At 39.4% G+C, this 17,409-nt stretch carries 17 protein-coding genes; all 17 read right to left on the reverse strand.

Annotated features, from left to right (window positions below; all coding sequences use genetic code 11):
* Positions 1 to 308: 308 nt before the first annotated feature.
* The 17 genes from gltA to ccpA all read right to left on the reverse strand — a co-directional run bounded on the left by gltA (position 309) and on the right by ccpA (position 16,805).
* Positions 309 to 1,712: an NADPH-dependent glutamate synthase gene (gene gltA, locus ACYQ21_RS11230; RefSeq protein ID WP_460058514.1), complete on the reverse strand. Its 1,404-nt coding sequence runs from the start codon at positions 1,710 to 1,712 to the stop codon at positions 309 to 311.
* The gene (locus ACYQ21_RS11235) at positions 1,705 to 2,550 is read right to left on the reverse strand and encodes a sulfide/dihydroorotate dehydrogenase-like FAD/NAD-binding protein (RefSeq protein WP_460058515.1); all 846 of its coding nucleotides are present in this window, start codon (positions 2,548 to 2,550) and stop codon (positions 1,705 to 1,707) included. Before ACYQ21_RS11235 ends, gltA begins: the two co-directional genes overlap by 8 nt.
* Before the next feature lie 42 nt (positions 2,551 to 2,592).
* Positions 2,593 to 3,705, reverse strand: a complete 1,113-nt coding sequence (locus ACYQ21_RS11240) for an aldo/keto reductase (RefSeq protein ID WP_460058516.1) — start codon at positions 3,703 to 3,705, stop codon at positions 2,593 to 2,595.
* Between the two features lie 2 nt (positions 3,706 to 3,707).
* The gene (locus ACYQ21_RS11245; protein WP_460058517.1) at positions 3,708 to 4,115 is read right to left on the reverse strand and encodes a DUF1893 domain-containing protein; all 408 of its coding nucleotides are present in this window, start codon (positions 4,113 to 4,115) and stop codon (positions 3,708 to 3,710) included.
* Entirely contained in the window at positions 4,102 to 4,653 is a 552-nt protein-coding gene (locus ACYQ21_RS11250) for an ECF transporter S component (protein WP_460058518.1), read from the reverse strand. Before ACYQ21_RS11250 ends, ACYQ21_RS11245 begins: the two co-directional genes overlap by 14 nt.
* 281 nt (positions 4,654 to 4,934) lie before the next feature.
* A complete protein-coding gene (locus ACYQ21_RS11255; protein ID WP_460058519.1) occupies positions 4,935 to 6,398 on the reverse strand; it encodes a glycoside hydrolase family 32 protein in 1,464 nt (487 codons plus the stop codon).
* A gap of 44 nt (positions 6,399 to 6,442) precedes the next feature.
* The gene (locus ACYQ21_RS11260; RefSeq protein WP_460058520.1) at positions 6,443 to 7,300 is read right to left on the reverse strand and encodes a carbohydrate ABC transporter permease; all 858 of its coding nucleotides are present in this window, start codon (positions 7,298 to 7,300) and stop codon (positions 6,443 to 6,445) included.
* Position 7,301: 1 nt separating this feature from the next.
* Entirely contained in the window at positions 7,302 to 8,180 is an 879-nt protein-coding gene (locus tag ACYQ21_RS11265; protein WP_460058521.1) for a carbohydrate ABC transporter permease, read from the reverse strand.
* Between the two features lie 225 nt (positions 8,181 to 8,405).
* Positions 8,406 to 9,731 (reverse strand): ABC transporter substrate-binding protein, encoded by a 1,326-nt coding sequence (locus ACYQ21_RS11270; RefSeq protein WP_460058522.1) that lies wholly within the window; start codon positions 9,729 to 9,731, stop codon positions 8,406 to 8,408.
* Between the two features lie 239 nt (positions 9,732 to 9,970).
* The gene (locus ACYQ21_RS11275; RefSeq protein ID WP_460058523.1) at positions 9,971 to 10,945 is read right to left on the reverse strand and encodes a LacI family DNA-binding transcriptional regulator; all 975 of its coding nucleotides are present in this window, start codon (positions 10,943 to 10,945) and stop codon (positions 9,971 to 9,973) included.
* A 161-nt stretch (positions 10,946 to 11,106) separates the two neighbouring features.
* Positions 11,107 to 11,880, reverse strand: a complete 774-nt coding sequence (locus ACYQ21_RS11280; RefSeq protein ID WP_460058524.1) for a DUF4097 family beta strand repeat-containing protein — start codon at positions 11,878 to 11,880, stop codon at positions 11,107 to 11,109.
* Entirely contained in the window at positions 11,870 to 12,469 is a 600-nt protein-coding gene (locus ACYQ21_RS11285; protein WP_460058525.1) for a DUF1700 domain-containing protein, read from the reverse strand. Before ACYQ21_RS11285 ends, ACYQ21_RS11280 begins: the two co-directional genes overlap by 11 nt.
* Positions 12,466 to 12,777, reverse strand: coding sequence for a PadR family transcriptional regulator (locus ACYQ21_RS11290; protein WP_460058526.1), 312 nt, complete (start codon positions 12,775 to 12,777; stop codon positions 12,466 to 12,468). Before ACYQ21_RS11290 ends, ACYQ21_RS11285 begins: the two co-directional genes overlap by 4 nt.
* Positions 12,778 to 13,273: 496 nt before the next feature.
* The gene (locus ACYQ21_RS11295; protein WP_460058527.1) at positions 13,274 to 13,903 is read right to left on the reverse strand and encodes an SdpI family protein; all 630 of its coding nucleotides are present in this window, start codon (positions 13,901 to 13,903) and stop codon (positions 13,274 to 13,276) included.
* 42 nt (positions 13,904 to 13,945) lie between these two features.
* Positions 13,946 to 14,215 (reverse strand): autorepressor SdpR family transcription factor, encoded by a 270-nt coding sequence (locus ACYQ21_RS11300; RefSeq protein WP_460058528.1) that lies wholly within the window; start codon positions 14,213 to 14,215, stop codon positions 13,946 to 13,948.
* A 100-nt stretch (positions 14,216 to 14,315) separates the two neighbouring features.
* Positions 14,316 to 15,479, reverse strand: a complete 1,164-nt coding sequence (locus tag ACYQ21_RS11305; RefSeq protein ID WP_460058529.1) for an MFS transporter — start codon at positions 15,477 to 15,479, stop codon at positions 14,316 to 14,318.
* Between the two features lie 327 nt (positions 15,480 to 15,806).
* Positions 15,807 to 16,805, reverse strand: a complete 999-nt coding sequence (ccpA, locus tag ACYQ21_RS11310) for a catabolite control protein A (RefSeq protein WP_460058530.1) — start codon at positions 16,803 to 16,805, stop codon at positions 15,807 to 15,809.
* Between the last annotated feature and the right edge of the window lie 604 nt (positions 16,806 to 17,409).

Genomic DNA, 17,409 nt, shown 5'->3' on the forward strand with positions numbered 1-17,409 from the left:
GCCGTCACGATAACCTTCAACGATTGTCACGTATTGTGTGCCTTCACGATTTTTAGTTACTTTTACAAATGCCATATTTATATTATATCAAAACCAACCGTCTACAACAAGTGTGAAGTTGTAAAAAGCTATCATATCCCTTGATATAATAGCTTTTGGGGGTGTATTTTTTAGTTTTAACTGTCAAACTCGGGATTATAGCATATTTAACTTATTTTTCAACACTTTATATTAAAAAGGCAAGCAAAAAAGCCGCAAAAACGGCTTCTGATTTCATATGACAGTGTTGACTACAAATACGATTATCCTTAGCCTTGCAGATAGGCATCAATTGCCTGAGCAGATTTTTTGCCTGCACCCATTGCCAAGATTACTGTTGCAGCACCAGTCACTGCATCCCCTCCAGCATAGACACCCGCTAAACTGCTCGCACCTGTTTCTTCCTCGACAATAATCCCGCCCCAGGCATGCGTGTCAAGGCCTGATGTCGTCGCTTTGATTAAAGGGTTAGGACTCTGACCAATGGCTATAACGACAGTATCTACTTCAAATTGATGTTCTGAACCTGTTTTAACGACAGGGCGGCGTCTACCTGACTCATCAGGTTCCGTCAAGCTCATCTCAACGCATTCCAATGCTTTAATCCAGCCGTCTTCTGTCCCGATAATCTGCGTTGGATTAGTCAACATCTTGAAAATGTTGCCCTCCTCTCGAGCATGGTGTACTTCTTCCAATCTGGCAGGCATTTCTTCTTCTGATCTGCGGTAAACGATATAAACTTCCTCTGCACCCAGACGTTTAGCACTTCTAGCTGCATCCATAGCCACGTTACCACCACCAATGACTGCGACACGTTTACCAACTTTGACAGGTGTGTCAGTTTCTGGAAATTGATAAGCCTTCATTAGGTTAATGCGGGTCAGAAATTCATTGGCAGAATAGACACCATTGAGATTCTCACCGGGGATATTCATAAAACTAGGAAGGCCTGCCCCTGAGCCAATAAAGATACCTTCATACCCTTCTGCTGTTAAGTCATCTAGAGACAGAACCTTGCCGATAACCATATTAGTTTTAATCGTCACACCTAACTGCTTAACCGCATCAATCTCTTTTTGAACCAATGCTTTGGGCAACCTGAATTCTGGAATACCATACATCAAGACACCACCAGGGACATGAAAGGCTTCAAAAATGGTCACTTGATAGCCTGATTTAGCCAAGTCAGCGGCACACGATAACCCCGCAGGGCCTGACCCGATAACCGCGACTTTTTTACCATTTGATGGGATTGCTTCTGCCTTAAGAAGACGATTGGCAAGATTCCAGTCTGCTACGAAGCGTTCCAACCGCCCAATCGCAACAGGCTCGCCTCGTCTAGCACGCACACAGAATTTTTCACACTGACTTTCCTGAGGACAAACTCTGCCACATACGGCTGGTAAATTATTGCTGGTCTTGATTTGATCGTAAGCCCCCTCAAAGTCACCTGCTGCGACTAGTTTGATAAATTCAGGAATCCAAACATTGACTGGACAACCACCAACGCAAGGTTTGGCTTTACATTGCAGACATCTTTTTGCCTCTTCTATTGCCATTTCTTCAGTATATCCTAAAGAAACTTCTAGAAAGTTTTGATTTCTGACATGAGGTGCTTGTTCAGGCATGATGACTTTCGTTTTTGACATGTTGCGTAGTGATTGTTTAGGCATGGTTCGCCTCCTTTCCTTGACAAGTGTGAACTGCTGTTTCCTCTCGTTCTTCCGAGTGGTACATGGTTTGCCGTCTCATCGCTTCATCAAAATCGACTTGATGACCATCAAAATCAGGCCCATCGACACAGGCAAATTTGACTTTGCCATCAACTGTGATGCGACATCCCCCACACATGCCAGTGCCATCTACCATGACTGGATTCATACTCACAATGGTCTTAATGTCATATTTTTTCGTGAGTTGACTAACCATTTTCATCATGATAATCGGCCCAATCGCAATCACAAGGTCGTAATCAGCGCCGTCATCAAGACATTTTTTCAGCATATCAGTGACAAAGCCTTGATGCCCATTGGATCCATCATCTGTTGCGACGTTCAGTCGATCACTCACTGCCGCCATCTCATCTTCTAAGATAATCAGGTCTCGCGTTCGGAAACCGATAATGGTATCAACTGTTATGCCAAGACTATGTAGTTTTTTTGCCTGAGGGTAAGCAATTGCTGTACCAAGCCCACCACCAATGACCGCCACCTTTTTTAAGCCATCAAAATGCGAGGCAACACCAAGTGGGCCAACAAAATCGAGAATCTCCTCACCTTCTGCCAACTGCCCCAGTTTTTTAGTCGTTTTACCCACTTCCTGAAAAATGATGGTAACCGTCCCTTTTTCCCGTTCAAAATCAGCAATAGTCAAGGGAATACGCTCACCTGCTTCATCAATTCTAAAAATGATAAACTGCCCCGGCTCAGCCTTTTTAGCGACGTGAGGGGCATCAATTTCCATCAACTTGACAGAAGGGTTTAGCACTTCTTTTCTTAAAATTTTATACATACTTTTTCCTTTCACTGTTTTGTCGCATGACTTGCGTGACTGTCAAACAGTTTCGAATACTTCTGCGATATCTTCAAGATACTTGATAATCGGCAACTGTTGCGGACAAATTTTTTCGCATCGGCCACAAGCAATACAAGCACTAGCTAGACCTTTGTTTGCAGTCAAATCAGCATATTTTTCAAAAGTACTCTTATCTTGAAATTGCAGTTTACGATTATAAGTCTCAAATAAATCTGGAATCAAAATCTTTTTAGGACAGCCGTCGACACAATAGCGACAGTTGGTACAAGCGATTGAAGAATCGGCTTTTAAAATTTGTCTGACCTGAACAATTGCGTCATTTTCAACTTTTGTCAATGGCTTGAAATCCGTCATGTAGCTTAAATTATCGGTCATTTGCTCTAGATTACTCATCCCACTGAGCACCATCATGACCTCTGGAAACGATGCTGCGTAACGGATGGCATAGCTGGCATAACTCAGGTCTTGATCTAAGGCGTCAAAGACCTGTTTGGCTTTATCGGGAATATTGACTAATTTCCCACCTTTGACAGGCTCCATCACAAGAATGGGTTTCTGATACTTTTGACAAACTTGATAGCATTTATAACTTTCAATCGTTGGATTGTCATAATCAGCATAATTCAGCTGAATCTGAACGATTTCAATTTCTGGCTGTTCACTTAAAATTTGATCCAAAACGTCTGCCTTATCGTGAAAAGATAGACCGATATGTTTGATTTTACCTGCTGCTTTTAAGGCTTTGACTGTTTCAAAGGCCTTGGCCTTGACAAATTGACCATAGTTTTGAGCACTCAAAGCATGGTGAAGGTAGTAATCAAAATATGTTACTCCACATTTTTCAAGCTGATCTTCAAAAAATGGTCGAATATCCTTTTCACGTTTAAAGCAAGAGGCCGACAATTTATCAGTGATCGTAAAACTTTCTCTCGGATAACGCTTAACCAAGCATTCTCTTAAGGCTGTTTCACTTTGCCCACCAATATAGACCTGAGCGGTATCAAAATAGTTGAACCCTGCCGCCAGATAGGTATCAATCATTTCTTTAAATGTGGCATCATCTACCTTATCTCCTTGCATAGGCAAGCGCATACACCCAAAACCTAATTTTTTATCCGTTCCTTTTATCATTTTCATTCTCCATAAAGCACGTGGCTCAATTTTTTAGACAATATCTGGTAGGCAATTTCTGGATTGCCTACTTCCAAAACACTTGCCTCCATTGGACAGATATCCGTTTGCGTTTTATTCTGAATTCGCTGACATAGCTGATGATAAGAAAAGTCAATGCCTGCTTTTTCAAGTGTCTCTTTCGCTGATAAACTCATCAAGTTCCCATGAATAAATTTTACTTTTCCTTTTATCAAAAGCAGAGCTGCTGCTTTGCCAATCACTTTATCAATCACAACAGCCTGTTCAAAAAAGGCAGCATCATTGACAAGTGGTTTGAGAATCGGTAAAATGCCACCAGCACGAGAGGAATATTGACCTGATTGGGTCAGTGCTAATATGCTATAATGCTCGGTTTCAAATTCGTTCATCCACTTTTTCATGTCCATAAAAATAGCCACTCCTTTCTAATTTCATCACAACCATTGGGATCACAAGTAGTTGCAATAAAATACCCGGTATGCCAGTAATCGTCGCTGTCACAACTGTTGCGACACCACCTACAGAGATCCCAAAGAGATGCAAAGCGAAAAAAATGGCTATCATTTTAGCGATTCGTCCCGCCAACATGGCAAGCAGCAAAGCTAACCAAATGCCGTAGGTTTTCTCGGTCAATCGTTGTTGGAGACAGAGAGCGCTAACCAAGCCGTAAACTGCAAGTTCGACAGACATGAAAACCATCACAGTGAGTGGCGGCATCCCTGTTAATAAAAAGGAGAGTACTGGCGCTACTGCCCCTACAAAACCGCCATAAACGCCACCAAGTAATAGACCACACAAAAAGATAGGTAAATGCATGGGGAGTAAAGTCGCACCCGCCTGACTATAGCCAATCTGATGAAAAACTTGCGGGATAAGTAGGGATAGGGATAAAAACAGAGCACCAAACGTTATTCTTTTTATCTTCACAGTACTTCTCCTATTTCCTTTTTCGTTTTTGGGATAGTATGCTTGAACAACTATCTCTAATTTTAATTATAGCACATCAAAATAAAAAGATATAGTTTTTTCGCCATCTTTTTTCTGAATTTTCGTAATTTTCTACTGAAATTTAAGCTCAAATTAACATAAACCTCTCATCGGTCATCTGATAAGCCCTAGCACCAGAGACGACTGACACATCTTTCAATTTTTGAAAGATTTTTCAATAAAAAAATATTAAGCTTTCACTTAATATTTTTTCGCCCTGACTATTTAATTTCAGAATAGGTCATCCTACCAGATAATGCGCCATCAGCAGAGATGACAAGTTCAGGATTTTTTTCTATCTCATAGTAAGTTGAGGTAATTGTCACACCACCATTTAAGAAGATTTCGATTGATGAGGTGTCTTTATAAATTTCGATGATTAACCGCTCAGAATCAGCAAGAGATAAGTTAATCTGACGTTTATTTAAGGGCGATTGCTCCTGTCCAACCAGTGGCAAGCCAAAATCTGTTCTATCAAAAGTCAAGACCTGTGTGTCAACATCAAAAGACAACCTTAAGGCTGATTTTTCTGATTTCAAAAGCGCTATCAAAACTTGTGAGGCATTTGACATATCGAGTTCAAATTTAAGATAGCAACTGTCTGTTATGACATCACGACATGACAGTGGGATAGCATTTGATACCACAATCGTTTGTGTTTTGGGTTGCAATTTTACAGGTACAGGTCTTTGCACTAACTGCAGCTTGTCTACTGACAGTTCTCGTGGTAAAGTCATGGCACCAGCCCAGAGATGACCTTTTTCATCCGTTGGCAAAGTTCGTTGCCACATCTGCATCCATGCGACCATGATTCGCTTGCCGTCAGGACCTTGACAAGTTTGTGGGGCATAAAAATCTAAGCCGCCATCAATCTCTTGCTCATTTTCTACCTTGAAATGGCCCTTTGTCCAATCAACTTCACCTATAAAAGCAAGCGTTGAATTGAGGTTTTCATAGGCAAAACCATCGATTGGCATGGCAATGGGTGACAGGATGAGGACATCCTTGCCGTCTAAATGAAACAGGTCAGGACATTCCCACATGGTGCCATGTTTGGTTTCTCCAGTGAGTAAAGTGGAGAAAAATGTCCAGTTTTTCAAATCATCTGATTTGAAAAGCAAAATCTGTCCTAAATCTTCAGATGTTTTAGAGGCAACGATACAGTAAAACTGACCTTCACGCTCGAAAATTTTCGGATCTCGAAAATCAGCAATATCTGCGTCTACCCCTTCAAGTTGTGCTTCCGAGATAATCGGATTATGGTGATATTTTTCGAAATGGTTACCATCTTCTGACACCGCTAAACATTGGACTTCCCGTCGCACGCCGTCCTGTTCGACATGTCCCGTATAAATCAAATAAAGTTTATCCTCATGCGCAATCGCACTACCTGAATAGCAACCATTGGCATCATAAGCTTCATCTGGCGCAAGCGCTACAGGCAAATGTTCCCAGTGTACTAAATCCTCAGACTTGGCATGCCCCCAGTGCATCGGTCCCCACTGACTAGCATAGGGATAGTATTGATAAAACAAATGATAGGCGCCCTGATAATAGATGAAACCATTAGGATCATTAATCCAACCAATTGGTGCCATCAAATGATAATGATGTCGGTAAATTGGGTTTACTTTCTTAGCATTCTCAGCAATAAACTGATTGGCTAAATCAACTTTTTGTGTCATTCTTTCCCCTCATATTTGAACTTTCAGCTAACTTAATCGCAATTTTATTTGATACCTGTGCCAGAGCCACCAAGCCCTTGCAAGATATATTTTTGTGCCACAACATAAATGATAATCAGTGGAATGGTTGAAATGGTCAAGACTGCCATGACTTGATTGATATAAACTGGTTGTGTCGTGTTAATCGTCGTAATAGCAACCTGCATTGAAAATTTACTTTTATCTGTCAGCACCATCAGTGGCCAGATATAATCATTCCAACTCCCGATAAATGATAGCACCCCAACCGTTGCAATGGCTGGCTTAGACATAGGTAACATGATCCTAAAGAAAATTTTGACAATACTCGCCCCATCAATTCTCGCAGATTCGATGATTTCTTCTGGAATCGCAATGAAAAAATTTCTGAACAGATAAATATTGAAAACACTGGCGATACCCGGTAAAATCACCGCTAAACGTGTATTAATTAAGCCCAAACCATTCATAATCGTAAACTGAGGGATTAAGACTGTTTCGACAGGAACGATTAGCAGTGCAAGCATCATGCCAAAAATGATTTTCTTACCTGAAAAATTGATTTTAGCAAATGCAAAACCTGCTAATGAATTGATTAAAATCGAACAGGCAGCGAAACTCAAGCCGTAGAAAATACTATTGAAAAGATAAGTCCCAACACTGAAACGGTCGATAACTTCTGCATAAGTTTTGAACCAATTACTAGGATTCTGACTGGGTAAAAAAGCACGCAGACTATACAAATCTTTGAAAACACTTGCCTCAGGTTTCATAGAAGACACAACCATCCACAACATGGGGAAAATGAAGAGGGCTGCTAAAAGCAAGAGTAAACCGTATTCTAAAATTGTCATGGCTTTTATTATTTTTAGCATTTTTTTCATCTCAGTTATCCTCCTTCATCAGTTTACGCTGTGCGATTGAAATCATGCCTATCATCGTCGTAAAGATTAAGGCGATGGAACTTGAATAACCAACCATTCTATCCGTGAAACCTGTTTGGTAAATATAATAGACCATCGTCATCGTTGAATTCATTGGTCCGCCTTGGGTCATGACCATTGGCTGAACAATGAGTTTAAAGGCTGAAATCAAAGTTGTCAATAAAACAAAGAGCGCTGTAGGTTTCAACAAGGGCATTGTAATATAGATAAATTGTTGAAATTTATTAAAGCCATCAAGTTCAGCAGCTTCATACACATCTTGCGGAATATTTTGCATGCCACCTAAAAGCAGTAACATCTGATAACCTGCCCCTTGCCAAGCAGAAACGAAAACAATGGTGTACATGGCTTGTTTCGGACTTGTCAAAAATGGCTGAGCGTCAATGCCAATCTTCATTAAAAGCGTGTTGATTAAGCCATCATTTGGATTGAGCAAATAGAGCCAGAGGATTGAAATGACTACTAAAGACATGACAACGGGTGCAAAGAATGCCACTTTGAAGAAGATATTGCCTTTTCTTGCTTTGTTGACGATCAAAGCCAGTCCGAGTGACGCACCTAACTGAACAGGAATAATCCAAACTACAAATTTCAAGGTATTAAAGATTGATTTGATAAAAATTGGATCCTTAAATAATTGAACGAAATTTGATAATCCGACAAATTGTCGTTGGTCTGGTGTTAACAAATAATAGTCCGTGAATGAATAATAGACTACCATAAATATAGGGATGACTAGAAAAACCCCTAGTAATATCAAGGCTGGCGACATAAAACCATAGCCTATCAGATTCTCTTTTAATGTCGATTTTTTGTTCATTAAACTACTCCTAAATCCAGATACAAGTCTCTCAGTCATCATGCCACAAACAGGCAAGCATCGTGCAAGTCAAAATTAATGATGATAATAGGGTTCCTACACGATGCTATTTTACAGCAAGATTGCCACACGCCATAGCTAGGGACTATCTTCTCCTAAAAGCACGTCCTACTTTTGTTTTTTGAGATAAAGTAAGGCGTAAACCATGTTACAACCGACTTTATCTTATTTTTTAGCTTTATCAATCGCTGCTTGCATTTCAACTGCTCGTGCATCAGCAACTTTTTGAACATCTGGATTCTCTTTAAAATAGCCAGCATCTGCTGCTGCTTGTTGGAAAGCTCGTGACACTTGTGGATAAGCCACAACGACTGGACGGGCATGACCTGATAGTTGGTTTTGTTCCATCAAGAATTTCATGCCTTCAGGAATATCATTTTTGATTAATTCAGCTGTTGATTTGCGAATTGGCAAGACTTGATTGCCTAGACTCATGATTTTGCTTGACTCTGTATTTGTAGCATAAAGGATAAAGGCTGCTGCTGCGTCTTTTTTCTTAGTTGCTTGAGACATGGCTAATTCCCAGCTACCAGTTGGTGAAACGAGTTTTTTGGTTGTATCTGAAACTGGATAAGGCAAAATACCGTAGTCAATATCTTTATAGTTAGCAGCCAGATCAACCATTGTCCATGAACCACTTAATAACATGGCATACTTGCCTGTTTCAAAACCTTTTTTCACTGGTGTATTCGTCGTATATCCATTTTTGACTAAATCTTGAATGAATTGTAGACCTTCAACACTTTTCTTAGCATTGAAGTAACCTTCAGCTTTTGTACCACTTTCATTCACAATGTCACCACCATTTGACCAAATAAATGGTGTATAGGCATAGGTCAACATTTCATCTGCATTGGCCAATTGAATGTCAATCGCTGGTGACTTGAATTTGTCTTTAATTGTCGCACAAATCTCTTGGAATTCTGTCCAAGTCCATGGTTTTTCAAGTGTTGGCAGTGTCGTGAGATCAATACCAGCTTCTTGGAACATTTTTTTATTATAATAAACACCAACACTAGACTCTGAGAAGCCAAAAGCATAGAATTTACCATCGTAAGTGCCTTGTTGTTTAATGGAATCTAACACATCATCCATGTTGGCATCCGCTAAATAGTCATCCAATGGCGCAATAACTTTTGAAGAAGCGTAGGCCGCAGTATTGGGACCATCTAAAGAAATAATGTCTGGCAACGTATTGGTCGTAATCGCTGCATTGACCTTATCTTCATAGCCGCCACCTGAGCCACTTCTTGGAATGTATTCAATTTTGACTTGATAGCCTTTGTCATTTTCAGCATTGAATTTATCACCAATTTCATCCCAAGCCTTACCTTCAGGTGTTTCATCTGAACAATTGACCCACAATGTCACGGCTTTATCATTGCCTTGACTGGTCTTGCTAGTTGATTTGCCACAGCCTGTCAGTGCTGTACCTACAAGTAATGCGACTGCTAACAGACTAATTGTTTTCTTGACCGTTTGTCTTTTCATGTGATACCCTCCATTTTTGGGAAACGTTTCCGTTTTTGTGTTTTAAATAATTGAAACGCCGTTTTGGAAACGTTTCAATTCAGGAATTCATTTTAGCATTGTAAACGCTTACTGTCAAGTCCTATTTGATTATTTTTTATAAAATAACTTATTAATAATTAATAATTATTATTTTTAAGTTATAATTGATTTTAAATACCTAGCAGAAAAACCTAGTTAAATGCTAGTCAAAAGACACATCAAATGTCTTTTGTCGTTCCAGAAGGTTCAAAATAAGTAGGTAAAATAACGCGATTTTCAGTTTCAAAACCCGCTACTTTTTTCAAGATTAAATCTACTGCAGCTTCTGCCATTTCTTTTTTAGGTTGCACAATCGTTGAGACTAAGTAATTTCGATTCCTTTCTATTCGTGTGCCATCAAATCCTATGAGTTGATAATCTCTTAAAACTTCTTTTCCAAATTTTTTGAGCACTGTCATAACGTCCATTCCCATGGCATCATTGACACAGAAAACACCATCAAAATCGGCATTTTTCTTTAAAAAATCTGACATAGGTGTGGTTAAATCTGCAATTGGCTCTGGAAGTCTCAAAATATCAAAGTCGATACCTTTTGCCCGGCAATAAGCCTCAAATCCATCGCCACGCAAGGTTGTTTCATTGGGATAGGGATTAATCCCACCGATATAAATCAGCTTTTGACAGCCTCTTTTTTGCAATTCTTCCGCAGCTAATTCGCCGCCACCAAAGTTATCTGCTGTGACATAACTGACTTCTTCCGAGAAATGTCGGTCGATACTGACAAAAGGCAAGTTTGACGAAATAAATTTATCAATATCCGAATAAGTAATCCCGATAATCCCATCCACTTTACTCTGCTTGACCATCTGGATATAGTCATGCTCTTTTTCTGGATCACCATCCGCATTACATAAATAAAGTTTATAGCCATGTCCACTTAAACTTTCCTCAACATGGTAAGCAAACTCAGAGAAAAAAGGGTGCCAAATCGTTGGTAAAATCAAGGCAATCGTTCGACTACGATTGGTTTTAAAAGCTCTTGCTGCTGCATCTGGCTCATAATCTAAAGCTTTGATGGCGGCTTCTACTTTATGCCGTGTCACATCTTTGACTGCAACGCCATTAATCATCCGTGAAACAGTGCCAACACCAACACCTGCTAATGCTGCAACATCTTTCATTGTGACGCTCATTTGCTAACTTCCTTTCACTAAGCCTTCTCAAACTATTTCTCATAGCTCAATGGCACTATTAGTTTAACCTTAACATAGCCCATCTTATTTTTCAAGAATTAGCCGAAATTTTGATGCTGAAATCAAAAAATGCTTGGCTTGAATCCAAACATTTTATATTTTTAATCGATTTCAATATCCCCATTTTTATTCGACACCACTAATTTAGCTTGACTTTGACTAGATTGTTTCAAATCATGGCTCGTCTCAATATCCTTTTCACCCCATTTTCCCTCGACATAAAATTTCGGTAAGTGACTTTTTTTAATCTCGATATCGCCATTTTGATTCGTAATTTTCCCGCCAAGCGCTATCCTTGTCTGTTTTACCTTAATTTCACCATTTTGATTGATCGCAGTTAAATTGTCAAACTCAGATTTCTCAACCTTGATATCCCCATTCGTTGCTGTAATTGTTGCATTTTTAATGGCAATGTTCTCAAAATCCAAGTCACCATTGCTACTTTTAGCAACGATAGTTGACAGATGCCTTGTCTTGGGTATTGTGATAACAATTTTGTTGTCTCCAGTGACAAAATCAACATTTGAAGCATTACGTCCGTCTCCGTTAGCTTTAACTGTCAATTGACCTGCATCAAAACTGACTTTAGTATCATCTTTGGCAGACAAGATATAAGTTGTTACCGCAAATTTATCACCTTTGATAAATTCAACAGTCGCATCTTTAACATCAATCTCAAGTTTTGTAATTTTCGATTGTTCTGTAGGTATCTCATGCTGATAAGTCTTACCTATCTTGTTTAGCATGGTCTGGTATTTAAAACCATTGTCCCAGACAAGGCTGCCTGGTTTTTCAAACTGCCAAATCACAGTAGCCGCTAACGTCCCTACAGTGAGTAACAGTGCACCAATAATTTTTTTTCTTTTATACGTCATCTTGCCCCCCCCCCCTTCTACCTACAGTTTTCTTTCCTATCCAACGAATCATCACGAACACCCAACGCTTTAAGCCTTTAACCATGGACATGACGATAGGCCAAAGTAGGATGAAGCCACCAATTACGGCGATACCTACTGCAATGTAAAATAGACCGCCTAGAACAGATTGGGTCAAGATGAGAATGCCGCCAATCACGCAGATAACTGCCGCAAAGGCAACGGATAGTAGAATCATGACCAGTGAAAAAGCAAGTGCTGCGAAGGTTACCACAATAGCGAAAATCAGTGCGATAATTGTAATTGCAACAGGAATCAAAATCGGTGAGGCAAGCAGGGCTAAGGTGATAATCTTAGCCAGCCCAAGTGGCGATTTTTGATTTTCTTCTGGCACATCACGCGCCTCGTCCATGTAGTAGTCCGCAACCAGACGACGTGCTAGATTTTTGGGTGTGCCAAATTTTGACACGGCCTGACCATCCGTCAGCTGGCCTTCATAGAAATACTGCTCATAATAGCACATGGCTTCTTTGATTTCAGCCTTGGGTAAGGACTTCAAATTAGCCTCTAAATCCTGTAAATAACTCATGCTGTACCTCCTAAAATCTCACTAATTCCTGCCGAAAAAGTGTGCCACTCCTGCTTAATCTCTAGCAAATGCTTTTGTCCCAATGGTGTAATCTGATAATACCGCCTCATGCGTCCCTCAAACGCTTCGTCGTAAGTGATTAGGTCGCCATTTTTTTGTAGACGGCGCAGGACAGGATACATGGTGGACTCTGACACATTGACGTGTTTTTGAATTTCTTTGGTCAAGAGATAGCCATACATATCTTGACTGTCAAGAATCGCAAGCACGCTCCCATCCAGTAAAGCAGTTGGTATTTGAATCGTCATATGACATACCCTCCTATACTATTTACTATATACCATAATACTATACCATAAATAGTATTATGTCAAGTATAAATATACCCTAAAAACAAAAAAATGAGGCTGGGACAAAAATCTCCATAGCCTATTTCTGTGCTATTTTCGCAAAAAAGTTAAGACAACATTATTGTTCATTGAAAATCCTACCGATTTCGCATTGTTTTGGCAAAACAATACGAAAATGGTAAGAAAAGTGCCGTTTTTGTGCGAAATTGGAATTCTTTTGCCAAAACAATACGAAATCGGTAAAAATAAGTTATTTTTCGTGAGAAACTCAAATTCATTCAGCGAACAATACGAAAAAAGAGACTGGGACAAAAGTCTCAGAAATACGAAAACCGCATGAAATTCGTTTCTAGGAACGTTGATTTCATGTGGTTTTTCAGTTTCAAAATTTGTCAAAAATAAGGAATTTCTGACTTTTGTCCCAGCCTCATTTTGATACTAGCACGCCATTCAATCATGATTTACGAGCTAGTCTGATTGAATAACATAACGGTACTAAGACAATCAATATTAGACTCACAACAAATGTTAAAACAGCAACCATTGGATACCAAGTACTAACAATTCCTCCTATAATCATGATAAGACCTGATATGACTAACATGATAGCGCCTATTCGATTAGTTTTTTGCCAGTTATCTGGATTGCTCATGGTCGTAGGAAAACGGAAACCAGCAACGCTATTTTGTGATGTTTTAGGGATATAATTTCCTATGAGAATAAAGATAATCCCAACAGTCACCATAGTAATCAAGGCAATGTCTAAATGATAACCGAGCGACTCAGCCAATACCAAGAACTGGATTATTAAAGAAAGCGCAGGAAGTAACCAAGTCATCACCCTTGCCAGTTTATCATTTGTAGTGTTGGCTATTTGTAAACTAAATTGAACGATGATATTAGTCACAATCATGATAAGAGGAATAAGAAGACCCCCCACCAATCTCGTCGCATAACCATTAGATTCACCATCTAGTCCCCAGTGAATCGGCATTTTCTCTGGCAATTTTGAATAAACAGCTAATCCCATAACAATCGGCAGTAAACCAACTAGTGTCGGCCATAACATTTTTTTTAGTTTCATTTGTCTCTCCTATCTGCGAATTCACTTCACGAATTATCTCCACTAAATGTCTTCTCCTGTAAAACTTTTCAACCAGAGCATGGTTTCTTCAAATACGCTGAGATTGAGTTCATAATAGATAAAATTCTTATATTTGCTCTCACGAATCAAATCAGCAGACTTTAGCTGTTTTAAATGATTTGAAATCGTGGCACTGCTCAAGGCAAATTGATCACTAATCTCACCGGCAGATAATCGACCTGTTTTTAATAGTGTCAAAATATCTCGACGAACTGGATTTGAAATTGCCTTGAGGGTCACTTGTAAACTCATCAGCTGTCACTTCCTTTCTATTTCGTTTTATCTCTAAATAGATTATACCACTATTTCGATAAAAGTAAAAATAGATTATCAAAAAAATAGCTAGTCAAAGTTATTTTTTCTCTTGTTTAAAAATCAAAAGAACTAAACCAGATAGAATCACTGTTAAGACAAGAATCAAACTTGGAAAAATACTAAAACTCAAAATCTTAAATAAAACACCAAATAACAGTGGAAAAACGAGTATCCCTAGCATACAAAATCCGACATTATAAGAGATAACCCTTTGAGCTATTAGCTCTGGATACATTTGATTGGGTAACATCATCATCAGTGGATAAAGTGGCGCCATCGCCAATCCTAACAAGAAAACTGTCCCCATTGTATAAAGGCCTGGCGGTAGAAAGAGAGTAAAGCTCATCAATATGAGTAACCCTAAGTGGCTGTAGATAATTGTTTTATCTTGCATAAAGCGCGTTAGGGCACCGGTGACGAATCGGCCCACCATTAAGCCTAGCCAAAATAGTGTGGTAAAAAATGCTGCCTGAGCACTATTGACTTGGAAATTTTCAACGTAGTAGGTCGCTAGGAAAATGCCCATGACCGCTTCTACAGCATAAAAGAAATAAAAAATGGGGTTAATCAGATAGCTGAGTTTAAATTTCTGACTTAAAATTTTTTCAGACTTGAGCGCCTTATCAGATGAGGTATCATCTCGTTCAGCAAAGTGACTCCGATAGACAAAAATCAGCAGTAAAATCAAAATTTCAAATAGGGCAATTGCACCAATCGCAAAACGCCAGCTTGAAAAAGTGGAGAGGAAAAAGGTTAGAATGGCAGCGCTCATGCTGACACCTACACCATAAAAACCATGGAGAAGGCTCATAAGCGAGCTAGGTAAATGTTTGGCTGCAAAGTGATTAACCGTCACATCGATTGCGCCTTGACCAATTCCCATGAAGGGGGTAGCGAGAAAAAGGACAGTCAGATTTGAGGTTACAATCATTAATATTAAACCAATAATCACACAAAGCATGCTAGTTAAGATAACTTGGGCGACTGTTAAGTAGTTGACAATTTTAGTGTAGATCATGCTAGAGAAAAACGAAAAAAGCAGCATCAGCGTTGTTAAATAGCTGACTTGACTAGCACCCATGGCATAGCTCAGGCGCATACTTGGCCAAGCACTTCCGAGAATTGAATCTGGCAAGCCGAGAGAAATGTAAATGATAAAATTTAAAACGACGAGTGTCGAAAGTGTGACTTTTTTAGACATGATAACCTCTGTCAATCTATGGTAAATTAAGAGACGAAATAAAGCACTTTCTATATATTATAACACGAGTATCAGTCGTTTTTCTTTCAATTTTATAAATATGATCAGACATTTTTCGCACAAAATCGTGACTTTTCTTACTAATTTCGTATTGTTTTGACAAAAGAATACCAATTTCACACAAAATCAACAAGTTGCTTACCATTAAACTGCTTCATAATCTATCAAAAAGTGACAAAAAAGCTCTGAGCCAATTTTCGATGTTAATCGAGTATCAGTCAGAGCCCTATTTTCACAAAGCTTTTATTCTAGCTTTCTGAGCTTACTTTATTTACTTGACCCACGTTTGACAAAACCATGTGGTAAAATCACGCGCTTGCCATCTACCTCCTCTTTACTCATCATTTTAGTCAAGAGACGCATTGACACCGCACCTAAATCATATAAAGGTTGCTCGATAGACGAGAGCGTTGGGCGTGTGAATTCTGTGATAACTGAGTTATTGGCTGTGATGATTTCAAAATCCTCTGGTACATTCAGGCCACTGTTGATCAAACCGTTTAACAAGCCAACGGCTACTTCATCATCCGTTACAACAGCTGCAGTCGCACCTGATGCCTTGACCCGTTCCGCCAGTTTCAAACCAGCGGTATAGCTGTAAGTTGTCTCAAAGACAAGGCCCTCAGAAAAAGTCAAGCCGGACTCGGCCAAACCTTCTTGGTAGCCGTTCAAACGTTCCTTGCCATTAATGGCATTGACCATCGGCCCCGCAACGAGCGCAATTTTTTGATTATTTTTCGCAAGCTCTAAAGTCACTTCCTTAGTCGCAACCGTATAGTCAATATTAACAGACGGAATTTGATCTTCTGAATCAACTGCACCCGCTAACACGATTGGCGTACGCGTCCGTGAAAATTCAGCACGGATCTTATCAGAAAGGTTATGCGCAAGGAAAACCAGACCATCAACCTGCTTGGCAAGCAAGGTATTAACCACGTTAATCTCCTTACCATCTTCGCCATCCGAATTCGCGATAACGATATTATATTTATACATGGTCGCAATATCGTCAATCCCACGCGCCAAACTCGCAAAATAGCTATTGGCAATGTCGGGTATCACCACACCAACCGTCGTTGTTTTCTTAGAGGCCAGACCACGCGCCACAGCATTTGGGCGATAGTCCAGACGTTCAATAACGTCTAAAACTTTACGACGTGTTGTTTCTTTTACATTTTGATTGCCATTGACAACACGGCTGACCGTTGCCATCGAGACACCCGCTTCACGCGCGACATCGTATATTGTAATTGTTTCACTTTCCATTATGACATACTCCTTATTTGTGTTGTGTCTTTTTCATGAAAATAATATTTTCATTTCATTCCTATCCATTTTATCACTTTATGAAAAGGTTTTCAAGAACTTTTACACCTTTTTTTTCAAAAAAATGCAATTTTTAATTAAAATAACGTTTAGGACAACAATAGCCCATACTAGCAGACAGTTTAGCTCTTATTAACCCCCAAAATATGCCTTGCGAAAGTGTCAGAGGGTGACAAACAACCTCTCTTTGATACCTGTCCCATACGACAATCTGTTAATTGCTTATACTTTGTTTTTTAACACTGTTTGGACTATATCGTGGTAACTTCAAATGTCCATGATAAATGTGCTGAATTTTGGACTCTTTTTCCAGCGGTCAACTATTTTAGTAACTGATAATAATTCAACTGCTCAACTATTGTAACACGACAAACGCATGACTCTCTCTCCCAATCCCAAAATGTAAAGCGCGTTTTTAAAATAACAGCTCTCACATTGAAAACAACTGTGCCAAATAATCTGGAAAAGTCATTGATAACGAAAAACGTTTGAGACGAATGCTCATCTTCTTTTTACGCATTTCCAAATCCTTCAAAACGGCTAG

The organism is Pseudolactococcus yaeyamensis, from assembly GCF_054658615.1.

Coding starts and splice junctions, on each gene's coding strand:
- ACYQ21_RS11270 (WP_460058522.1), bottom strand. CDS start 9,731: ATGAAAAGACAAACGGTCAAGAAAACAATTAGTCTGTTAGCAGTCGCA.
- ACYQ21_RS11235 (WP_460058515.1), bottom strand. CDS start 2,550: ATGTATAAAATTTTAAGAAAAGAAGTGCTAAACCCTTCTGTCAAGTTG.
- ACYQ21_RS11260 (WP_460058520.1), bottom strand. CDS start 7,300: ATGAAAAAAATGCTAAAAATAATAAAAGCCATGACAATTTTAGAATAC.
- ACYQ21_RS11240 (WP_460058516.1), bottom strand. CDS start 3,705: ATGATAAAAGGAACGGATAAAAAATTAGGTTTTGGGTGTATGCGCTTG.
- ACYQ21_RS11245 (WP_460058517.1), bottom strand. CDS start 4,115: ATGAACGAATTTGAAACCGAGCATTATAGCATATTAGCACTGACCCAA.
- ccpA (WP_460058530.1), bottom strand. CDS start 16,805: ATGGAAAGTGAAACAATTACAATATACGATGTCGCGCGTGAAGCGGGT.
- ACYQ21_RS11295 (WP_460058527.1), bottom strand. CDS start 13,903: ATGAAACTAAAAAAAATGTTATGGCCGACACTAGTTGGTTTACTGCCG.
- ACYQ21_RS11300 (WP_460058528.1), bottom strand. CDS start 14,215: ATGAGTTTACAAGTGACCCTCAAGGCAATTTCAAATCCAGTTCGTCGA.
- ACYQ21_RS11305 (WP_460058529.1), bottom strand. CDS start 15,479: ATGTCTAAAAAAGTCACACTTTCGACACTCGTCGTTTTAAATTTTATC.
- ACYQ21_RS11290 (WP_460058526.1), bottom strand. CDS start 12,777: ATGACGATTCAAATACCAACTGCTTTACTGGATGGGAGCGTGCTTGCG.
- gltA (WP_460058514.1), bottom strand. CDS start 1,712: ATGCCTAAACAATCACTACGCAACATGTCAAAAACGAAAGTCATCATG.
- ACYQ21_RS11280 (WP_460058524.1), bottom strand. CDS start 11,880: ATGACGTATAAAAGAAAAAAAATTATTGGTGCACTGTTACTCACTGTA.
- ACYQ21_RS11265 (WP_460058521.1), bottom strand. CDS start 8,180: ATGAACAAAAAATCGACATTAAAAGAGAATCTGATAGGCTATGGTTTT.
- ACYQ21_RS11285 (WP_460058525.1), bottom strand. CDS start 12,469: ATGAGTTATTTACAGGATTTAGAGGCTAATTTGAAGTCCTTACCCAAG.
- ACYQ21_RS11275 (WP_460058523.1), bottom strand. CDS start 10,945: ATGAGCGTCACAATGAAAGATGTTGCAGCATTAGCAGGTGTTGGTGTT.
- ACYQ21_RS11255 (WP_460058519.1), bottom strand. CDS start 6,398: ATGACACAAAAAGTTGATTTAGCCAATCAGTTTATTGCTGAGAATGCT.